This window comes from Aquimarina celericrescens (assembly GCF_042682765.1).
Taxonomy (GTDB): domain Bacteria; phylum Bacteroidota; class Bacteroidia; order Flavobacteriales; family Flavobacteriaceae; genus Aquimarina; species Aquimarina celericrescens.
This window is the reverse complement of record NZ_JBHUHY010000002.1, coordinates 659,691-682,199: the sequence shown is the minus strand read 5'-3', so window position 1 is coordinate 682,199 and position 22,509 is coordinate 659,691. Positions and strand designations below refer to the sequence as shown.

Below are 22,509 nucleotides of genomic sequence, written 5' to 3'. Positions count from 1 at the left end.
AACAATCACAATAGTTGCATGACAAAATTCTTAATAATATATATTACATCACAGATCTGTTCTTTTATTTTTATGGAGTACTAAGTTAATAATGTACTTATGTTTATACACTAAAAAAGCTGCCTCAAATTAATGAAACAGCTTCACAGCAAAAAAAAATAGCATTATTTATTTATAAAATTTTCTTTATCCAAAATTTCAGCAGGAGCACCACCAGTTTTTTGTAAGTATTTATTCAATTTAGCGATTTGCTTACTTTCTATTTTTTCATAGGAAGCTTCTGCTTCGTTTAAGCGAGTTTCTAGTACTCCTTGATTTTCTATTTGCGCGTATGAGGGTTTTTCAAATTGATCTGCTACTTCGGCATATAATTGTGAGAGCTTTTCACGCAGTTGCGGTTCTGCCTCTGCGACATAATTATCACCTGTAGTAACTACCAATGTTTCTTTTAAAGAAGTTAATGCGGCTATGGCAGGAGAGGTTACTTTCTTTGCAGTCGGATCGTTTTTAGAAAGTTCTTCAGCCTTCTTTATTTGTTGATCGATTTTATAAACCAGATAAGCTAAATCTTCCATGTCATCGAACAATTGCTTTGTTAACTTCTGGTGAGCTGTTCTATCACTTTCTGTTATTAGGGAGGTAGGATCATTTTTGATAGTTATAGAACTTTCGTACTGTTTTTTTCCTTTTTTGAGAACTACTTTATAATCTCCAGCAGCAACTCTTGGCGCCGTAAATCCTCCAAAGGTAAAGGTCTTACCGGCAGCAACTTTTGGTCCTTTTTTTCTAAAATTCCAGTCTACCACATTTATACCTTTGGCTTTTCCTGGTACAAGACTTACAATCTCATTACCTTCCTGATCTTGTATGGTTAGGGTCATTTTACCAAAGGTGTGTCTTTTCTTCAGGTAATAAATGATTTTTGCGTCAGCTTTTGGATTATCTCCTACAAATTGAAGCTCTGTACTTCCGCCCCCAAAACCTCCTTCTTCCTTTATAATAGCAGGTTTACTTTCAAAAAAATGTACGTCTTTGACAAGTACTTCTTGAGTAAGTTGTCGCAGAGGTGAAATATCATCAATAATGATTACACCTCGGCCGTGCGTACCCATCACCAGATCATTTGTCTTTTTTTGCAAATCGATAAAGTGCACAGCGGTTGCCGGCATGTTATTTGTAAATCTTGACCAGTTTTGACCACCATCAATAGTTACAAACAATCCAAACTCGGTTCCCAAAAACAATAAATCTTCATTTACATAATCTTCCTGTATGTTTCTTGCAAAACCTTTAATGTCTTCAGTGACTATGGATTTCCATGTTTTTCCAAAATCTGAGGTTTTATATACGTATGTATTCATATCTCCCGAAGCATGACCATCAAAAACAGCATAGGCTGTACCTTTGTTATGAGAACTAGCTTCAATATGATACACCCAAGTGTTTTTTGGAAGTCCTTCTATGTTGGTAACTGTATTAGTCCACGTCGCTCCACCATCCTGAGTTACCTGTACATTACCATCATCTGTTCCAACCCAAATTACTTTTTCATCTATAGGAGATTCTGCGATCGTAAAAATAGTAGTATGCGTTTCTGCTCCCGATTTATCTGTAGAAATACCACCGGATTCTTTATCTTGTTTAGCAGGATCATTAGTGGTAAGATCTGGAGATATTTTTTTCCAATTATCTCCCATATCTTCACTTACATGCAAAAATTGACTTCCCATATAAAATCTGTCGGGATGATGCTCACTTACTGCCATAGGAGCATTCCAGTTAAAACGAAGGTCTGCTTCACCTTTGATAGGGAGGGGTTGAATATTCTTTGTGTAATTTTTATCCACATCATATCTCCAGACATTTTGAGCTCCTTGCATCTCAGAATAAATGATATTTTTTGTGGGGTGTTTTAATACTCTAAATCCGTCACCAACACCAACACGATTCCAATCCCGTGCCTCGATACCTCCAGGGGAGGAAGAAGGGCCCCACCATGATCCATTATCTTGTAATCCGCCATAGATATTATAAGGCTCTTCATTATCTACACTTATATGATAAAACTGTGATACAGGCAAGTTGTCTACCATATCCATGGTCGCACCGCCATCCCAACTTCTATATACACCCCCATCTGTTCCTACGTACATTGCATCAGGATTATTAATATCAAAAACGATATCGTGAATATCTGCATGCATGTTACCAAGGTTTTTGAAAGTTTTTCCTCCATCTCTGGAGATGCTACCGAACAAACCTCCTTTTACCAAAATATCAGGATTTGTTGGATGCACTACTAACCTAGAGAAGTAAAATGGTCTTACCACAAGTCCAAAATCTTCATTTAACAATTCCCAGTTTGCTCCGGCATTATCAGAACGATAAAGCCCTTTGTCTTCTTTACTTTCTACTACTGCAAAGACAGTTTTTGGGCTGGAAGGAGCTATAGCTATTGCAAATCTACCCAGATCACCTTTTGGAAATCCGTTGTGAATTTTATTCCACGTTTTTCCGGCATCTATCGATTTATATAAGGCACTGTTTGGTCCTCCAGAATTAAATCCCCATGCAGTTCTTCTAAATTCCCACATAGCAGCATATAAAATATTGGGGTTGGAAGGATCCATAATCACATCATTGGCCCCTGTTTTTTCGTTAACATATAATATTTGCTCCCAGTTTTTCCCTCCATTTGTGGTTTTGTAAACTCCTCTATCCTCACTATCTCCCCATAAAGCACCTAGCACACCGACATAGACTTCGTTTGGATTTTTTGGATTGATCTCGATGCTACTGATTCGTTCCGAATTTTCAAAACCCATTTTTTTCCAATTGGCACCGCCATCATTTGATTTATAAAGCCCATCACCAATAGAAACACTGTTTCTGGTCCATATCTCTCCGGTACCTACCCAAACCGTATTATCTGGATCGCTTGGGTCTATTGCCACTACCCCAATCGATTGTGCATGATCATCAAATATAGAAGAAAAGGAAGCTCCTCCATTTTCAGATTTCCAAACACCACCACCAGCGGTACCTGCATATATTATTTTAGCATTTGTTGGGTGATTTTCTAAGTCTATGATCCTACCACTCATTAATGCAGGACCTATTTGTCTAGCTTCTAGATTACCAAAAAGTTCCTTTCCTTTAAGAACAATATCTTGTGAGTATATGCTCATTGATAAAAGTGTACCAAGAGCTACAACTATAATTGTTTTATTCATAATTGTATTGATTGATTTGTTGTGAATGAAAAAATCCCCAATAAGATATTTTTGAGGATTTTATTTTATGTTTACTGTTTTTTTGTCTCAGTTTTCTCAGGAAATGCAAAAAGTGTAGCATCTATTTCTGGATTAAGCTTGATTTCTTTAAAACCCATAGACTGAAATTGATTGCTTATAGAGAATGGAAAATACACTCCGTTTACTTCTTGATAATCGCTAATGGTCGATTTTACAGTTTGGCCTTTCATTGGTCCTTCATTGATCTCTGATTCTACTACAATGGGAACAAAGTTTTCAGTATCAAAATAATAATGAGATATACTTGGCTTAGATTCTCCATTTATCAGTATAGGATCTTTGGTCAATTTTATTTTGAAGGTTTCCGTTCCATCAATGGTTTCTTTACCAATAAGCTCGATAGTATATCCTTTTTCTTTGTAGTTTAGAAAAGGGTCCGGAAAATCTTTAACTTGCTTTTTCATATTCTCGGTAGCCTCATTATCGCTTTTTTCAGCTTCCATAGTCATTTGATTTCTCTGCCAGGAGGTTTCACCATCAAAAGCAGACCATACCATTTTGCTGCCCTGAAGTTCTATAGATACGACTTGTTTTCCATCTTTTGTAGCAACTTGCTCAAAAGGGATTTCCATGTTTTGCATTTTCATTACACCAATCATTTCAATTCCTTCTAACTTTTCCCAATTTTCTTTCCCTCCGGTGTTTTCAAAATAGTTTTCAATGATCTCATCCGCTGTTTGAGCGTAAAAAGAAGTTGATATAGCTAATACAAGAGCTACTAAAATAGATTTTAAAGCGTTCATTATTATATTTTTTATGATGTTTGTATAAAATTAGTCAATCGAATTATATTTTTGTTACACTATCACTAATCTTTTTCAATATAGATATGCAATTTGGCAAAGTAGAATATCCAGAGCAAGTTGATTTTACATTACCTGATGATCATGCAGGTACAGCTAAAATTTTAAAAAAAACCACTAATAATAAGTTATCGGTATTTGTTGGTTGCGCCAAATGGAATAAACAAGATTTAAAAGGATTTTATCCGAGAGGGACAAAGGATGAGCTCGAATACTATTCAAGACAGTTTAATAGTATAGAACTAAACGCTACTTTTTACAGAATATTTCCTGAAGATCAATTCAAAAAATGGTATGATAAAACTCCAGAGGGCTTTAAGTTTTTTCCAAAATTAGTGCAGAATATCTCACACTTAAAAAGATTGAATGATGATGTGCAACCATACGTCGACCAATATTTATCTAATATTATCCACCTTAAGGAAAAATTGGGAACTATATTTTTACAGTTGCATGGTAATTTTGCTCCCAAAAATTTTGACAGGGTGGTAAAATTTATTGAAAAATGGCCAAGCGAAATAAGACTTGCAGTAGAATTTAGACATACAGATTGGTTTAATGATAAGGCTATAGCTAGTGAATTATATAATCTGCTCGAGGAAAATAATATCGCAAATATCATAACTGATACAGCAGGTAGAAGGGATTTGCTTCACATGCGTCTTACCAACGATGAAGCTTTTATAAGATATGTAGGCGCAAATCATCCAACAGATTATTCCAGACTTGACGACTGGGTTGAAAGGTTACATACCTGGAAAAACCTCGGAATCAATCATATCCATTTTTTTGTGCATCAAAATATCGAAAGAGAATCTCCTTTATTATCGGCATACTTGATTAAAAAACTGAATAAACATTTAGGTACAAGTCTTGATCTACCTGGTCATTCTACGGACGACTTGAAGCTATTTTGAATCAATCTCTCTTATACACAAGGTTTTATCTATATTTTAAAGTGTTAAAAAACAAAGTAAAGTTGTTTTTTAACGTGTATTAATGTATTTTAGCGATATTATTCACAATTTTATTGTAGGAAGTTATACAATATTTTGTACGAATTTTAGAATTTCGAATTATGATTAGATTGTCTTAAAAACTTAATATTTTTTATATGATTAAACTTCTACACTCCCCAATTTTATTAGTATTTTTAATGATAGCTGCCATAGGAACTGCACAATCAAGTCCTACCAATACGAATTTTTCTATTTCGTATAATACCGATGATATTTATACTGACCACTCTATTTTATCAGCTAATGATCTTTACTTGAATGAGAAAGATTTTTCTTACAATATGATTAGTCAAGATGATAAATGTGATTTTCTGCATAAAAATCATAAACATACGCATGAATTGTCAACATTAGATGTTATATCCTCAGATGAAGGTACAGATTTCAATTGTTCTGGTGGTTTTTGTATGAATGAATTACACTATCACAAGAAAGGTTTAACCCTAAAACGACAGTTTTTCGGATATTTTATGAGCATCTCTTGCTAATATTTTTGTTTATCCAATAGTTATTTATCAATTAGGTTGAGTTGTTGATATATTCATTTATTTTTGCAGCTTAAATAGGTAGCTATGACATTTGCAGAACTAGGAGTACCCAAGAATATTATTAAAGGTCTCAAGGAGATGGGGATTACGATTCCTACAAAAATTCAAGAACAGACACTACCTGTTCTCCTTCAAAATGAAACTGATTTTATAGGTAAGGCACAAACCGGTACCGGGAAAACAGCTGCTTTTGGTATACCCTTATTAGCTCAGATAGATCCTAGAAAAACTCATACACAAGCACTTATTTTGGCTCCAACAAGAGAGCTTGGTCAGCAAATAGCCAAACAACTCTTTAAGTTTACAAAGTATACAGATAAAATATTCACTGAATCTGTTTATGGTGGCGAAAAAATTGAAAAGCAAATCTCAAGATTAAATAGGCCAACACACATTATCGTTGCTACCCCGGGAAGACTTATAGATCTTATTGAAAGAAATGTAGTAGATATTTCAAAGATTAAGACCATTGTAATGGATGAGGCCGATGAGATGTTGAGTATGGGTTTTAAAAAGGATCTCACCACTATTTTGAGTAAAACAAAAGGACAACGAAATGTTTGGCTTTTTTCTGCAACCATTCCTTCTTCTTTGGATGAGATAATTAACAGATATGTAGATAGTAGAGCTATAAAAGTAACTATAGACAGAAGTGATACGGTCAATAAAGGAATAGAACATCAATTTGTTGTGGGTGATGAAGTGAACAAATTAGATACGTTAACTTATTTTTTGAAAACACAAAATGAGGGTAGGGGGATTATTTTTACAAGAACTAAAGTAGCGGCACGAACACTTTCTAAACAATTAAGAGCTAAAAATTATGATGTTGGGCTTTTGGAAGGTGAAATGACTCAAAAAGAACGGGATAAAGTGATGAGAGCTTTTAGGAAAAAGACGGTGCAATTATTAGTTTCCACAGACGTAGCTGCCAGAGGTATAGATGTTGAGAACCTAAGTTTTGTGATTCATTATCAGCTTCCTGATCAAACTGAATATTATACCCACAGAAGCGGTAGGACAGCAAGAGCTGGAAAAACGGGATTATCTTTGGCACTTATACAAAAATCAGAACTTAAAATCATAAGAGATCTGGAAAAACAACTAGGAATTCGATTCAATCAGGTGAGATAGTATAAAGATTTCTTTTACTATCAATTTAGGTCATTTGTTTAGTATCTAAATTATTCCTTATGGTTGAGATAACATCCAAGAGTTTGTCAAAATTGACTGGTTTAGAAAAATAATTATCAAAACCAATATTTATAAAACGTTGCTTATCACCAGGCATAGCGTAAGCAGTAACTGCGAATACCGGAATGTTGTTTAGTAAATCCAGCTTTTTAAATCTTTGTAATAATTCACAGCCATCCATTTGATTCAGACCCAAATTGATATCTACCAAAATTAAATCAAGACGTTGATCTTTCACAACTTTAAGAGCTTGTGAACCATTTTCTGCAAGGATAACATTAGCATTATTTTTGGATAACATTTTATCCATTACCATTGCATTAATTTTGTTGTCTTCAACATAAAGAATATTCATAGGCATTCTGGAATTATTATAGTAAAATTTGTTCCCTTTCCAATTTTGCTATTTACCTCTATTCTTCCACCTAGTATTTCTATATATCGTTTTGATAAACTTAATCCTATACCTGTACCTTCATATTTACGATTCATGCCAATACTTTCTTGTACAAAAGGATCAAAAACCTTCTTCAGATTTTCTTTATCGATACCTATACCAGTGTCTCCAACCGAAATATAAACATTATTTTTTGATTTCTTAGAATTCACTTTAACAATTATATTTCCCTTTCTTGTATATTTAATCGCATTATGTATAATATTATTTAACGCAGTTCTAAAAAGGTCGTCATCAATATTTATCTGAGGACACTTTGGATCTAGCTCTAAATGATAACTAAGATTTTTAGCCTCGGCCATATGTTTGTATTCTCTAAAAGAAGTTTCTACAGTAAAATTAGTATCCACTTCTCTCATATTAAGGTTATTCTTTATTACATCGAGATCGCTAAAATTTGACAGGTTATTTATCGTCTCCAGAAGTCTGTCTTTGCTTTCTTCTAAATATGCTATGAGCTTTTTCCTCTCTTTAGGTTTGTTTTCATCTAATAAAAGTTTACTCACTGTCATTATACCATTTAAGGGGGTTCTTATTTCATGGCTGAAATTAGAAAGTATATTAGACTTTAGGCTGTTTAGTTCTTGTTCTTTTAAATGTGATTCTTTTATAGCGATTTCTGCTAATTTCCGTTCTGTGATATCATGAAAGCTAATAAGCACAGAATTTACATTTCTTTCTTGATCAAAAATTGGAGTATATTTAGATTCAAGCCATTGTAAATTGCCTTTATTTGTGATACGTTCAATCTCTTTTTTAATCGTATTACCTTTAAGAGCTTCATTAAATTCATGAGCAAATGTATTCTTAAAATTTAGAGGCATAACATCTATAAAGCGAGATTTTGTTTTTATAGGATCTACCTTAAAATCCCTTTTTATAATTCTAAGGGACTTTTCGTCAGTCATTAATATTTCACCCTTTAAATTGAGCAATACAGTATAGGCAAATCCATTGTTAACCATAGCCTGTAATCTGTTTTTGCTTTCTGCGATCGTTTTTTCATTTAATTTTCTTTGATGAACGTTAATGAGATTACCGATCATTCTTACAGTATTTCCTTTTTCATTTTTTCTTCTAAAGCCATATACTTCAAAATGACGATATTCTCCTTTTTTATTTCTTAAACGGTAATAATTATAATAATGGTTTCCTTCTTTTTTAAGATTTTTCAAATGCCTGTCAATCGCAGATACAACATCTTCTGGATGTATCATTTTTCTAAACACTTTCTCAGACACATAATCTTGATCTAATGGTAATCCTAACATTTTTCTAAAATCCAAGCTATAAAAAACCTCGTTTTTTTCGATATGATGGTCAAACAAACCAGATTGTATGCCTTTTAAAGCTAAACGCTTGGTTTCTTCGTTTTCTTTTAGTTGTTCTATATAATTATGACGATCGGTTACATCTGCTATGGTACCGTTTACAAACACTACCTCACCCTTGTAAAGTACTGGATGTGCAACTACTTTTATCCATTTTTCATTTCCTTTTTGTGTAATGATCTTCTCAGTGTACTTGTAAGGTTTTTTTGTTTGAATAAGCGTATCTAAATAACTTTCGATTCTGGCTCTATTTTCTTTTGGGTAGAAACTTGCTCCTAATTCCCTGGTGATTTTCACATCCAGATCTAGATCTTTAATCGCATAACATCCTTTAGACCAATACATGTCCCTATTTTTTGGGTTATAATACCATGCTCCCGTCTTCGTTAATTTTGAGATTGTTTTTAGTGCTCGATGTTCTTTATACTCTTCTGTAGTATCTATTCCGGCAGCATAGATTAATCCTTTATGGTACGTCATATCAAATTTTAGAGATAGGACTCCATATTTTTCAGTCGCAAAACTGAAGGACTTACTAAGGATCGCATTTTTGTTATTTAAAAAAGAGAGAGACTTTTTAAAGGCCTTTACATCGCTATCTATAATATAGTTGGTAATGTACTTTACCATTTTGTCACCTTCATCTATCGGAAAAAGAATCCCACAACGATTATTATAGGTAACTATTCGTCCATTTTTTTTCAGAATAAGAAGAAAATGAGACGTTTTTTCGGCTAAAATTCCAAGTTGTTCAGCAGTAAAAGGCATAATATGAAGGTCGGTTTAATTAGGATTAAGAGGTATTTTCTTCTAAAGTTACAAAATGATTTATGAAGAAAGACTATATGATTTTAGATTATTACCAGCTTCCTTGTTACAAAATGTGATATTCAGACTTCTGCAATATTTGGAGTTTGAATTACCAAAATATTCTTTTAATCAGACGCTTATTTTGTCATAGTACTTACCATATTTTTTAGGCCAAAAAGGATTTTTTTTTCTGAAATGACCAAAATAGTAGTTCTGGTGAAGTCAAAACTTCAAGCTTCGACAAGGAGGTTGCTTTCGGGAAAAATATCTGTTTGTCCTTTATTTTAAGGTATATTCACTCTGATTGTAGTGCTGAAAAATTTTGTAATAAATACAAATTAGAGGTGCCAAATTATAATCTGACACTCTTTTCTTAACATTCTTTTATAATTTTCCATTTTAAAACTCGAAAAACCGAACCAACGTCTTTTCAGCAGTTGCACTACCTACTCAAAGAAGCCTATGAAGTGGTTTCGAGTTTTCTTTTGTCACATAAATCGTAATTGTCCCATGAAAATGAAATTACTCATAATTATAACCTTAATTCTGCCCATAGCTCTTTATTGTTCAGAAGGTGATTCATTAATAATTAAAAAATCTAATAGCACCAAAATCTTCAATAAAGAAAAACTGGTTTCACAATCTTTTCATTTTCCTGAACTTGATAAAAAGTTTCCTTTAAAGAGCAACATAAATAGTATAAGTAGTCCAGAATTTACTTTCGATAATATAGCCAAAGAATTTCCTCGAATGCCAGAAAGTGTTGTTGATGCGAGATCAGAGGCTGAAAGAGGTTTTAAGGAGATTGACAGTACAGGAAAATGGATTTCCTCTTTTTCTAATGAGGATATTCAGGTTTTGCCTGTTGGGATCAAGCACAAAATCAATGAAGTCGAATACCAACTAGGTTTTATGAAAGCTAGTTTTACCAAAGATTATACTGAGCTATTGGTCTTTGCGAAGCTTATCCTTCCTCAGACTGACGAAGAAGGATTACCTGTAGAACTATTTTTTGGGGCAAGTAATATCAAGCTTTCCCATCAAGGAGGTATTATCGATGGGGGTGATTTGGTACTGTTGGGAGATATATTTATTCCATTTGGAGGTGGCAAATCACTTTTATTGTTAAAAGGAGGTTTTGATTACGATACGGCAGATGTCGAAAACAAGACTTATGTAAAAATTACTTGTGAAGGGTTCGAAGAAATGCAAATTCAAGGTGAAGTACAATTTTCTAGGAATGTTGTGCTTCCATTGAAAGAGAATGGAGAATTAGATGAGAGACCAACAATCGAGTATACGGGAGCTCTTAAAAACCCTATACAAATACCCAATAGAGTACGAGGAGAATTTAAGGCAGTAGGGTCTGATTGGGGTGATATGATCGTCGAGATCGGTCTTACACCTTTTGTAATCAAAGGTCAGGAAGAGCTATTTACATTTGAAGTGAATAATGCAGTTTTTGATTTTAGTACGCTACGTACAGAAGGAGTAAGTTTTCCTAGTATTTATCAAGAAAATGGCTGGTTGCATGGAGACGAAAGGACTTGGCAAGGGGTATACATAGCCTCTCTGGAAATAGGACTTCCAAAACCATTTAAAAGTAAAGCAAAAAAAGGGGAAGAACGCGTCTCTTTTGAGGCCGAAGATATGATACTGGATAGTCATGGAGTATCTGGAAGTTTTTCTGTCAATAATATAATTAGGATCGATAAGGGAATTACTTCTGAGACCAACGGATGGGCGTATTCTGTAGATAAAATGACCATAGACCTAGCTGCCAATAATTTGGTAGGAGCTGGTTTTGAAGGACAGATTGTGCTACCAATTTCTGATGAGCTAGCAAGCCAGATGCAGAATCAAGAAGAAAAAGATGAAGAAGAAGAAAATGATGAAGAAGAAGAAAATAAGCCAGGGCTCAAATACAAAGGCCTCATCTCTGAAGAAGAATTTATGATGTCTGTTGAGACTGGTAAAACGATAGAATTTGATGTATTTAAGGCTAAGGCACAATTATTAGACAACTCTGCCATAGAGCTCAATGTAGTTGATGGCAGTTTTAGACCCAAAGCGATTCTAAATGGAAGAATGGCGATTTCTGCCAATCAAAAAAAATCATTGGCAAACGAAGGTGTTGATGTTGTAGATGCTCAAGGTCAAAATGTACTCGATGATGATGGAAATAAAAAAACTGTAGAGTTCAAAGGAATTACCTTTGAGCGTTTGGTGCTACAAACAGAGTCTCCCTTGATTTCTGTGGATCGCTTTGGTTATGAAGATACCGTAGAACTAGCCGGTTTCCCAGTATCAATAAGAGATATCGATTTTAGTGTAAACGATACCAAAATGCAATTAGACTTTAATCTTAAAGTCAATCTGATGAGTAAAGAAGATAAAGGCTTTAGTGCAGATGCACGTTTGGAGATTAAAGGTAAAAATGATGCTTCAGAAGGAAAGCAAAAATGGAAATATGATGGCTTAGCTGTATCTGAAATGATTTTGGATGTTAATATCGGTGTGGTAGACTTTTATGGCGAATTATTCCTTCGAGAAAATGATTCAGTTTATGGAAAAGGGTTTGCGGGTACTATTAATGCTTCATTTGGACCATTAAAAGGTATCGAGTCTAAGGCAGTTTTTGGTAAAAAAGACTTTAGATATTGGTATGTAGATGCAGTAGTCGAGGGATTCAAAATTCCTGTAGGACCAATGACGATTACAGGAGTAGCAGGCGGTGCTTATTATAAAATGACAAGAAAACCAGGTAATGTAGAGGTGTTTTCACCCTCTGGTCTGTCTTATGAACCCAACAAAAAAACTCGATTAGGCGTTAAGACGATGGTCTTTGGTGAAGTGGGAAGTGATAGAGTGGTCAATTTTGGTGCTGGATATGAAATAGAGTTTAGTTCTAGTGGCGGTGTTCGCAGAATGGGATTATATGGTGAAGCGCAGTTTTTTGAAGCTTTTGAGATGATGAATCCTGAAGCAAAATTAAGGAATAAACTAGCAGAGCTAGCTGATACAGATCTAATGAATCAAGTTGCAGATAGTAATGGAGGTAAGGTCTGGTTGGACAAGGCCAAAGAAGACTATAAAACAGAAATAGTAGGTGGTAAAGGTCATGTAACAGCATATTTGGGGATGGATTTTGATTTTGTCAATGATACTTTTCATGCCCAACTCAATGTATTTGTTGATACGCCAGGAGGCTTTCTTACAGGGGTAGGAGATAAAGGTAGAGCCGGCTGGGGCGAGATGTTTGTAGGAAAAGATGATTGGTTTATCTATATAGGAATTCCCGATAATAGAGTTGGACTCAAATTGGGCGTAGGACCTGCTTTTGTAAAGTTTGATGGGTATTTTATGACGGGGACCAAAATACTAGGCAGTCCGCCGCCGCCTGCTGCTGTAGCTGATATTATGGGAGTCGATGCAACAACTTTGGATTATATGCGAGATGAGAATGCATTAGGTACGGGTCGTGGCTTTGCGTTTGGAGCAGACTTGAGTTTTGATACCAAGGAGGTGCGATTTCTGATGCTATATGCGAGACTTAGGGCGGGTGTTGGATTTGATTTGATGATGAAGAATTATGGAGATGCACGCTGTGCCAATACAGGAGACGCAGTAGGAATTCATGGCTGGTACACCAACGGTCAGGCGTATGCTTATATGGAGGGTGAGATCGGGATCAAGATTAAGTTATTTTTTAAAAAGAAAAAGGTCTCTATTTTCAAAGGGGGTGCCGCTGTATTGATGCAAGCCAAATTACCTAACCCTTTTTGGATGCGGGGCTATATGACTGGCAAATATTCCATTCTTAATGGATGGATCAGCGGACGTTTTAGACTTCGTGTGACCCTTGGTAAGGAGTGTGAGTTCGAAAATGAAGGTCCTCTTAATGGAATCAAGATGATTGCTGATGTGACTCCTGAAGATAATGATACTGGCGTAGATGTATTTGCCGCACCACAGGCTACTTTTTCTTTAAAAGTAAACCAACCTATCATAATTCCTGAAGATAGTGGAGATAACACATACAAAGTGGTATTAGAAAAGTTTACAGTAACCAATGAAGCCGAAGAAGAAATCAAAGGAACATTAGAATGGGCCTCAGGAAATAGTCGGGTTACTTTTATCCCAGAAGATATTTTACCACCCGCCACCAAATTGAAAGCTGTAGTATCGGTAAGTTTTCAAGAAAAAGTAGGAGGAGTGTTCAAAACTATTTTAGAAGATGGTCAAAAAGCATTAGAAACAGAAGAACGAAATTTCACTACAGGTACAGCACCAGATCATATTCCGCTGCAGAATATTCAATATGCATATCCAGTGGTTAATCAGCAGTATTTTTATACAGATGAATACAAAACAGGATACATCAAACTGAAACAAGGACAAGATTACCTTTTTGATAATGCACAATGGCAGAGTGTGGTAAAATATATTGGCAAAAACTTTGAAGAACAAGAAGCTGCTCCTACTTACAATGCGGCAGAAAATAAATTGTATTACCAAATTCCGGATATCGCAAAATCCTCATCATACAAGATGACACTTGCCAGCTTTACTAAGGCCTCGGGCCAGACAGGTAGTGCAAAAACTGAAATCAAGGAACAAGACTATGGAGAAGAGAATGTTGTGAGAATTAAGAAGAATACGGCGCAAGATGTTGTAAAAGAAGGGACAATAGAGCGACTAGCGTATAATTTTAGTACTAGTAACTACAAAACTTTTGCTGCAAAAGTCAAGAATATTGATACCCAGGAGAACAATTGGGGTATCATTGGTAACGCTTCAGAAGTTATGTATTTATCCTCTAAGGTCAAAAGTGATGAAGGTTTTGATTTGGCAGAATTACAGGGGACAGCGTATACCGAAAATCAAGCACTTATTTTGGCAGAATCTGATTTAAAAGATGCTTATTTCACAACCGATATTGACCCCATAATTTATCAAAAATATGCCTTGGGGACAAAATACAGCATCAGTCGAAACACGACATTATTAGGATTCAGGCCCAAAAGAGCCTTGCCAATTTTTAGTAATTATATAACCAGTTTAGAAAATCGTACCAATTTGAGCTTTGTAGCTACGCAATTTCCGTATCGCTATAATCTACCTAAGACATATCATGCAGATTATATGGATATCCGAACTCGGGTAATCAACGATTTTGTGAGTGCTCTTATCGCTCCTGATGCACCAGAGTTAAGTATTATAGAAACTACTTTCAAATTAATGTCTTATGGAAAGTATACGATAAAGTTACACTACAATTTGCCGGGAGGCATTCCAGGAACTTCGGCAAATTATCAGTTTAAGAACCCAATGAAATTTTAAGTAGAATCACACACAGAAAAAGAAAAATTTTGTTAAAAAAAGAAAAAATAGTTCGCATATTTTCTCAGCTAGGTTTAGTCTTGGTTATGCTCTGTGGTGTTTCCTCTGCACTAGTAGCTCAAGAGACTACAATAGTACCAGAAGTAAAAGTTATAGCCAAGGTGCAAGATAACAAAATACTATTAAGGTGGGGAGTAACCACACCTTCTGGTTGGTTAAAGGCAAATACCTATGGCTATCGTATTGAGCGTTATACAATAGCACGTGGCGGAGTATTGCTACCAACTCCAGAAAGACAATTATTGACACCTACACCGATGTTGCCAAAACCTTTAGAGGCTTGGGAGGGTATTGCAGACCGGGATGACTATGCCGCTATTTTGGCACAAGCATTATATGGAGATACTTTTGAGGTAGAGGGTATGCAAGAAGCGGGAGCAATAGCACAAATTGTAAATAAATCTAAGGTAATAGAACAGCGTTTTTCTTTTGGGCTATTTGCTGCAGATATGAGTTTTGAAGCAGCAAAAATGGCTGCCTTAGGATATGAAGATAACACCATACGCCCTAGAGAAGAATATTTATACAAGGTGATGACTGCGGTTCCTGAAGAATTGTTAAAGGTAGGACCAGGTGCTGTAGTAATTAAATCTGCAAAAGCAGCAGTATTACCCTCACCAATTGATCTGATTGCTGTACCAGACGACAAGATTGTTATACTTACTTGGGATTACGAAATGTTCAGCTCTTTATATACAACCTATTTTGTAGAAAAATCAGAAAATGGTACTGATTTTATCCGATTGGGTGATAAACCAATAGTCAATTTTAATGGTGCATCAAAATCTGCGGCTAAAAGAATGCGGTATGTGGATACCTTATCTCAAAATGACAAAGCCTACTATTACCGGGTTAAGGGGATTTCGCCTTTTGGAGAAGAAAGTCCACCTTCTGAAATCATTGAAGCAAGAGGAATCAAAAAATTAAAGGCACATCCTCAGATCATAAATCATACACTAGAATCTTCTGGTAGAGTTATATTAGAATGGGAGTTTTTAAAGGAAGCCGAAAAACAAATTAAAGGCTTCGAATTAAACTGGGCTCCAAAACAAGATGGGCCTTATAAGGTCGTAAAAAGTGATTTACCACCCAGTTCTCGTAAAACTTCGTATGATGCGCTTTCAGCTTCTAATTACTTTACCATCACAGCCATTGGGAAAAACGAACAAAAAAGTAAATCCCTGGCTACTTTTGTTCAAACGGTCGATTCAATACCTCCAGCGGCTCCTGTTGGAATAGTAGGCGTTATAGACACCTTGGGTATTGTAACACTCCAATGGCAAGCTAATGTAGAAAATGATATGCTGGGGTACCGCGTTTTTAGAGGTAATATCGAAAAAGAAGAAGTATCTCAAATAACCAATACTCCCGTGCAAAAAAATGCATTTAAGGATACGGTACAAATCAATTCACTAAATCGAGAAGTCTTTTACCAAGTAGTTGCAGTAGATAAGCGTCATAACATGTCGGATTATTCAGAAAAAGTGAAGCTCACAAAACCTGATGTAGTACCGCCTTCGTCACCTATATTTTTGGATTATAAAACGAGAAAAGATGGCGTTTTTCTAAAATGGATTAATAGTACCAGTGATGATATAGATACTCACCAATTGTATCGGCAAAACACTGCAACACCCGAAAAAGGATGGGTGTTACTTTTTAAAACAGATACAGTAACCTCTTTTGTGGATAAAAAAGTACAGCCAAAACTCAAATACCGCTATGCGATTTTTGCGCAAGATAAGAACAAATTAATGTCTGAACCCTCAACACCTATAACTGTGGTAACACAAAATTCGGTACTACAAAAAAACCTCATCAAAGGATTTACAGCGGTTGCAGATAGAAACGCCAATAAAGTAATACTGAATTGGAGAAAAATGCCAGCAGAAGTGGTGGAGGTATTGATTTACAAATCAAAAAAAGAAGAAAAACCGGTGTTATGGAAACAACTTTCAGGAACCATTCACGCTGTAGAAGATCAATCGGTATCCCCCAATAATATATATGTATATCAAATAAAAGCAATGACGGCAAATGGGAGTCATTCAAATTTGATTACCAAAGAAATAACGTATTAGATTATGGAAAGATATAGTAAAGTTTTAGTCTCGTTGATTTTTATACTATGTTCTTGTGCCTTATTTGCCCAAGAAACGGTTATTAACATAAGTAACTACCAATACAACTCCACATTTAAAGATAGGAAATGTAGTGAACGGTTTAGGGTAACTGCCCATTTTACAAGAGGACAAGCTCCCAGAACCTTTATTGATTATCGTGATGGCAGTACGAGTGCGGCAGATCAGAGCTATATCTTACAAGGCACTGTGAGTAAACTTGTGGTAGCCGTATATGCAAAAGATAGCAGGAGTAGATCTGGTTTTGGATGTCTTCCTTTTGGCGAACAGGAGGAAGTAAACGAAACATACGAAATACCGATTGACTCAAACACTTGCGAAATTAACGCTACAGGTAATAGTTATTCATTTGAAGATGAGGTCAGTGTAGATTTTTCCTTTGATTATCAAGTGACTACAAAAACTGGAATTGACTTAAGAACGGCTTATAACATGAGTAACGAAAATCTAGGATATGAAGAATTTTTTACACTTTCACCTAAAAGAGGACGTTTTTTTCGACCTCGCGGCAATTATCAATGGCAATACCGCATAGGTTATACAGGTCAGTGGATTAATGTTCCAAGACCCCCAAGTCGTCGATTGCGTATTCGATTAATCGATTTTTTAGATCGATCTGTTATTGATCAAAAGGTATTTTTTAGAATTGAGAGTTGCGACGATACCGATACAGATTTTACGGTGGTGGGTAGAAATGTTGTAGAGTATGGGCAGTTGACTAAGATTGATATTAGTAATTGGTATTATGATGCTGATTTTGATGATGGTAGGTGTAAAGAAGATGTCATACTAACGGCCCATTTTAGTGATGGCACTTCTAAAACATTTATAAAGTATAAAAAGGGAAATTTCACTATTGGAAGTAATCGTGATACAAAATATGTATTAGAAGGTGTTGTAGAACGGATAGATGTATTTATGTATGGTAAAGATAAAGTTAATTTATTATTAGGAAAAAAATGTGTAAGTGGGGATCTAGGCGGAAGAGTTAAAAAAACTTATCCTATAGAACCAAATATAGATCCCTGCGATAGTGGTTTTTTTAACGAAAGACAAAGTGATAATAATGATTTTTTTGGTTCGTATGAAGTTCGTCAAAAACTTCGTTTTAATTGGAAAATCACGCCTTTACCCAAAATCACTAGAACCTTAGAATCAGATTTGATAGGGTATGAAGATGAATTTACCCTAAGCGCTTCAGAAGGTTTTAATAATAGTGTATACGACTGGCAATATAGTTTTTTAGAAGGTACAGACGCTCTTGTATGGACTGATTTACCAGGAGCATCTAGTCCTACTCGTAATATCATACTAGCAGATTACCCAGATCACTTTGACGAATCTGTGATTGGTAAAGAAATTGTATTCAGAACATTGTCTTGTGATGACGAAGGTAGTCAGAATGTGGTGAGCTATATAATTCGAAAGTCTGCACCCCGCATTGTAAATGTTGCTACCGCACCAGTGAGTTGTTATGATGGTAATGACGGAAGCGTAACCGTAACTTTTGACAGACCTCTAATAGAGGGTGATGTCTTCGGTTTTGTCGTATCAGATCCTTCGGCAGAAGAAGGGGAAGGTGTGATTAGAAATATGAATAATGTTTATACTTTTAATGAGCGAAATGAAATCACGATCGATAGCCTTAAGCATAGCAGTCCAGACTTTGTAATTAATATGATTGGAGACAATAGCAATGATGAACCCTATTTTACAGGAGCGAGTTATCATCAAGCAACTTTTCAGGTTGGTAATCCAACACCTGTAGCTTTTGTTGGCGAACCTGCAGATAGTGCTGTTAATGTCTGGTGTAACGGGGGTCAAGACGGAGCAATAACCCTTGATGCAACTGGGGGTGTAGGGGGCTATGAATATCTAATCAAAAGAAGTGGAGAAGCGTATAATGAAGATGATTGGGTAGCTTTTTCATCAGCAACTAGCCATCGCATTACAAATCTATTACCAGATACCTATACTATCAAACTAAGAGATCGTAATGGTTGTGAAGCACAAATACAGACAGTAATAGATGGAACCATTCAACTTGGTGCAATCATAGAAAAAGTAGTAACCATAACTCAACCGACTACTTCATTATCGCTAACCACAGAAATACTGAATGAACCTACAGCCTTTGAATTTGAAGATGGTAGAATCATAGCGACGATCAATGGCGGTACTGCGTTTAATGATAATTCTTATGAATTTGAATGGAGAGATGAAAATAACACCATCATTAATACCACATCTGCTGTTTATAATGAAGGCCAAGGGTATTTGGTTACCTTACATAGTATTGGAGAAGGTGAATACACAATTACTGCGAGGGATGCGAATTACGATGATGCAACCAATAAAGAAGGATGTACAACAATTAGTGAAACTATTACACTTGCTCAACCACCAAAACTTGAAGTAAATATAACCATATACCCTATTTCCTGTAACGCCGAAAATGAGTTTAGTGATAATATAGATACCAATTTTGATGGAGTAGCCGATCAGTTTCAGGACGGGGTTTTGGTGGCGACAGTGAGCGGCGGGGTTCCATTCGATGTAGAAAATCCTGATTATAGTGTTGCAGTTCCAACGAACGATAAAGGAGATTTAACCTCATATTTTTATGATTGGAAAATACAACTAAGTGACGGCAGTTGGGAAGAGCTTTCAATTAACGATAATCACATTGATTTTCTGGATACGGCTACTAATTATTCGCTAAATGTGAGGGATAAAAATGGTATAGTTCTGGGAAATTACATGTCACGAATTGGAGCAGATGGTTCCCGTGTTTATGAGTTATCAGAAGCTCTTGATGTGGTGGAGTATTTACCGCAACCTGAAAGATTAGCGCTTACCTTTAGAAAAACCGATGTTACCTGTGCAAGCGGTAATGATGCCAGGGTAGAAGTTATTACTACAGGGGGTGTGGCACCATATACCTACGAATGGAGTAATGGAGATACTTCTTCAACTATAAATAACCTGATTGCCGGGACCTATGTAGTTTTTGTTAAAGATGCAAAAGGTTGTCAGATAGAAGCAAATATAAGAGTTGAGCAATCAAATGATATAGAAATTGAACCATTATCAGTTATTTCTCCAACATGTTTTGAAGGCGATGATGGACAGATCAGTATCAATGTTACCGGTGGGGTTCCTCCATATTCTTATTTATGGAACACAGGAGCCATTTCTAATCAGTCACAGGGGTTAGTAGCAGGCACATATTCGATTGCGATTACTGATGCTAGCGGATGTATAGCTTTTTATGAAGAGACGTTAACCGATCCGGATCCTGTAGTGGTTGATCTAGAAGAAAAACGTTCCCTTTGTGGAGAACAATCGCTAGCTCTTGATATCAGTATAGATGATCCCAATGCGACTTATTTCTGGTCGAGTGACACTGGTTTTACCAGTACAAATGCTGCCGTTACCCTTACCAAAACTGGTAGGTATACGGCTACAATTACCACGGGATCAGGTTGTGTAGGCGCGGGAGAAGTTATTGTAGAGGCTTTCGATAGACCCATAGATTCTGACTTCTTAATTACCACCCAGGCATATGCGAATGAGGATGTAGTGCTTGTTAATGTGAGTAACCCAATGGGTGAAGCAGTGGATTGGACAATTCCTGAAGGAGTACAAATGATTTCTGAAACCAGGGAAGAATTAATACTGAAGTTTGAAGAAGAAGGAACCTATGATATTAATTTAAGATCATACCAGGGAGATTGTTATCAGGACTTTACCAAGACTATTTTAGTTCAGCCTGCAATTGAAACACCCCAAACAACTACTTCTCAAAAAAAGTTCATAGAAGAATTTATTCTATACCCTAATCCTAGCAACGGTGATTTTAAGACCAAAATTAGTCTGGGATCAGCATCTAACATTAACGTGAAAATTATAAACCTTATCTCTGGAGCAACGATGCATGAGCGCGCAGAGGAAGATAATCAGGAGTATGTGTTGGACTATACTATTTCAATGCCCACAGGAATATACTTAATGTTATTAGAAACTCCTAACGGATCAGAAACGCGTAAACTCATAGTCGAGTAAACCAGTAAATGCAATGTACTTATCAGAATGATTGAAATACTAAAAGTTCAAATGAAAAAAACACTAAATATTATTGTCCTGTTTCTTCTTTTTGGCTGTGCCAAAGAAGAAGCGGTACCGGTTATTGTTGATTTTGATTTTGATGTTTTCAACGAAGATTTTTCAATACCCGTTCAAGTTGTATTTTTTAATAGAACAGAAGGCGCCGAAGAGTACGAATGGAGATTTGAAGGAGGTTCACCTTCACGATCTGTGAATCGTAATCCAGGGGTCATAAGATACGAGGCAAAAGGAGTTTATGAAATAGAACTTATTGGCACCAATCAAGACGGCTCTCGAGACAGTAAGATTCTAGAGATTCAAATTGATGATCCTGTAATCGTAGATTTTGAAATTACTAATCTGGTGGATAATTTTTCTCCGGCAGTATATACTTTTCAAAATAATTCCTCTGGAACTAACAGTTATATTTGGACATTTGACGGAGGAGCTCCATCTAATTCTAGGGATAGAAATCCGGGAGAAGTAATATTTACCGATCCTGGAGATCACCAAATCACTTTGGAGGTTAGTAATGGAAGAGAAACATATGAACTTCAAAAAACAATTACCGTTGCACCTCTTCTGGTTTCAGATTTCGAATTTCAACCCACTTTTGAAGATGACGATTACCAGGTGCCGGTGAGTGTTCAACTTCAAAATAATGCGATAAGTGCAACTTCTTATGAATGGAGCTTTACAGGAGCAAATCTCTCAATTTCAACAGAAGAAAATCCCGAAGTAATATTTACAGAGCCAGGAATGCAAACAATTACTTTGAAAGCATCTAATGGTAAGGATGTAAAAACAATCGAAAAAAATATTGAAGTCTTTGCAAATACAAATCTTAGAACTTTTACTGATATCAGATTGGGGATTAATACAGCTCATACGGCCAACACCGTAGGGAGTTTCTTTAGTATTTCAACACGCCAGGTGTATACAAATACTGAGGTAACTAACGAAATCGAAAAAAATATTGATTTGGTGTTTTTTGGTTTAAATCAAACGTTTACACGCAACAAGTTTGTGAGTCCTGATCAACTGTCAGAAACTACTTTTGCGCCTTTACAAGAAGCGAAGAATACGATTTTTATTAATTCCCAAGAGTTGTGTAACTGTTCTGCCTCACTTACAACTCAAGAGTTTGACGCCATGCAGAACGATGCGCTTTTAAAGAATTTAAGTATAGAAGAAACCCCAGGGGGTTTACAAAATTTCGATAAAGAAACAGTGCCACGAATTGTTCTTTTTCAGACTGAGGATGGAAAGAAAGGAGCGATAAAAATAAAAGATTTTGTACAAGACGGACAAAATTCATACATCCTCATAGATATAAAAGTACAAAAAGAGCCTGTTCAATAATGATTCACACAAAAAATAAG

At 35.8% G+C, this 22,509-nt stretch carries 11 protein-coding genes; 7 read left to right on the top strand and 4 right to left on the bottom strand.

Annotation, left to right across the window (positions count from 1 at the left end; translation table 11 throughout):
- Positions 1 to 164: 164 nt before the first annotated feature.
- Positions 165 to 3,233 (bottom strand): WD40/YVTN/BNR-like repeat-containing protein, encoded by a 3,069-nt coding sequence (locus ACFSJT_RS02985; RefSeq protein WP_378318715.1) that lies wholly within the window; start codon positions 3,231 to 3,233, stop codon positions 165 to 167.
- A gap of 71 nt (positions 3,234 to 3,304) precedes the next feature.
- On the bottom strand, positions 3,305 to 4,057 hold the full coding sequence (locus ACFSJT_RS02980; RefSeq protein ID WP_378318714.1) for an outer membrane lipoprotein-sorting protein: 753 nt from the start codon (positions 4,055 to 4,057) through the stop codon (positions 3,305 to 3,307).
- Between the two features lie 86 nt (positions 4,058 to 4,143).
- On the opposite strand from ACFSJT_RS02980, the gene ACFSJT_RS02975 reads away from it, so the two are divergent.
- The 3 genes from ACFSJT_RS02975 to ACFSJT_RS02965 all read left to right on the top strand — a co-directional run bounded on the left by ACFSJT_RS02975 (position 4,144) and on the right by ACFSJT_RS02965 (position 6,818).
- Positions 4,144 to 5,034, top strand: a complete 891-nt coding sequence (locus ACFSJT_RS02975) for a DUF72 domain-containing protein (RefSeq protein ID WP_378318713.1) — start codon at positions 4,144 to 4,146, stop codon at positions 5,032 to 5,034.
- A gap of 197 nt (positions 5,035 to 5,231) precedes the next feature.
- The gene (locus ACFSJT_RS02970; protein ID WP_378318712.1) at positions 5,232 to 5,624 is read left to right on the top strand and encodes a hypothetical protein; all 393 of its coding nucleotides are present in this window, start codon (positions 5,232 to 5,234) and stop codon (positions 5,622 to 5,624) included.
- 84 nt (positions 5,625 to 5,708) lie between these two features.
- A complete protein-coding gene (locus ACFSJT_RS02965; protein WP_378318711.1) occupies positions 5,709 to 6,818 on the top strand; it encodes a DEAD/DEAH box helicase in 1,110 nt (369 codons plus the stop codon).
- A gap of 25 nt (positions 6,819 to 6,843) precedes the next feature.
- On the opposite strand, the gene ACFSJT_RS02960 is transcribed toward ACFSJT_RS02965, so the two are convergent.
- Complete coding sequence (locus tag ACFSJT_RS02960) at positions 6,844 to 7,239, bottom strand: response regulator (RefSeq protein WP_378318710.1); 396 nt, start codon at positions 7,237 to 7,239, stop codon at positions 6,844 to 6,846.
- Complete coding sequence (locus tag ACFSJT_RS02955) at positions 7,230 to 9,434, bottom strand: ATP-binding protein (protein WP_378318709.1); 2,205 nt, start codon at positions 9,432 to 9,434, stop codon at positions 7,230 to 7,232. The genes ACFSJT_RS02960 and ACFSJT_RS02955 overlap by 10 nt, the downstream gene beginning before the upstream one ends.
- Positions 9,435 to 9,992: 558 nt before the next feature.
- On the opposite strand from ACFSJT_RS02955, the gene ACFSJT_RS02950 reads away from it, so the two are divergent.
- From ACFSJT_RS02950 to ACFSJT_RS02935, 4 genes are read left to right on the top strand one after another with little or no spacing between them, the layout of a single operon-like run.
- The gene (locus tag ACFSJT_RS02950; RefSeq protein ID WP_378318708.1) at positions 9,993 to 14,819 is read left to right on the top strand and encodes a hypothetical protein; all 4,827 of its coding nucleotides are present in this window, start codon (positions 9,993 to 9,995) and stop codon (positions 14,817 to 14,819) included.
- Positions 14,820 to 14,848: 29 nt separating this feature from the next.
- A complete protein-coding gene (locus ACFSJT_RS02945; RefSeq protein WP_378318707.1) occupies positions 14,849 to 16,960 on the top strand; it encodes a fibronectin type III domain-containing protein in 2,112 nt (703 codons plus the stop codon).
- Between the two features lie 3 nt (positions 16,961 to 16,963).
- Positions 16,964 to 21,085: a T9SS type A sorting domain-containing protein gene (locus tag ACFSJT_RS02940; protein ID WP_378318706.1), complete on the top strand. Its 4,122-nt coding sequence runs from the start codon at positions 16,964 to 16,966 to the stop codon at positions 21,083 to 21,085.
- 51 nt (positions 21,086 to 21,136) lie between these two features.
- Positions 21,137 to 22,489 carry a PKD domain-containing protein gene (locus ACFSJT_RS02935; protein ID WP_378318705.1) on the top strand — a complete coding sequence of 451 codons (1,353 nt, stop codon included), beginning with the start codon at positions 21,137 to 21,139 and terminating at the stop codon, positions 22,487 to 22,489.
- Positions 22,490 to 22,509: the final 20 nt, after the last annotated feature.

Bases quoted from the DNA above. Each gene is read 5' to 3' on its own strand.
- ACFSJT_RS02960 (WP_378318710.1), bottom strand. From the start codon at position 7,239: ATGCCTATGAATATTCTTTATGTTGAAGACAACAAAATTAATGCAATG.
- ACFSJT_RS02935 (WP_378318705.1), top strand. From the start codon at position 21,137: ATGAAAAAAACACTAAATATTATTGTCCTGTTTCTTCTTTTTGGCTGT.
- ACFSJT_RS02940 (WP_378318706.1), top strand. From the start codon at position 16,964: ATGGAAAGATATAGTAAAGTTTTAGTCTCGTTGATTTTTATACTATGT.
- ACFSJT_RS02970 (WP_378318712.1), top strand. From the start codon at position 5,232: ATGATTAAACTTCTACACTCCCCAATTTTATTAGTATTTTTAATGATA.
- ACFSJT_RS02965 (WP_378318711.1), top strand. From the start codon at position 5,709: ATGACATTTGCAGAACTAGGAGTACCCAAGAATATTATTAAAGGTCTC.
- ACFSJT_RS02955 (WP_378318709.1), bottom strand. From the start codon at position 9,434: ATGCCTTTTACTGCTGAACAACTTGGAATTTTAGCCGAAAAAACGTCT.
- ACFSJT_RS02975 (WP_378318713.1), top strand. From the start codon at position 4,144: ATGCAATTTGGCAAAGTAGAATATCCAGAGCAAGTTGATTTTACATTA.
- ACFSJT_RS02985 (WP_378318715.1), bottom strand. From the start codon at position 3,233: ATGAATAAAACAATTATAGTTGTAGCTCTTGGTACACTTTTATCAATG.
- ACFSJT_RS02980 (WP_378318714.1), bottom strand. From the start codon at position 4,057: ATGAACGCTTTAAAATCTATTTTAGTAGCTCTTGTATTAGCTATATCA.
- ACFSJT_RS02950 (WP_378318708.1), top strand. From the start codon at position 9,993: ATGAAATTACTCATAATTATAACCTTAATTCTGCCCATAGCTCTTTAT.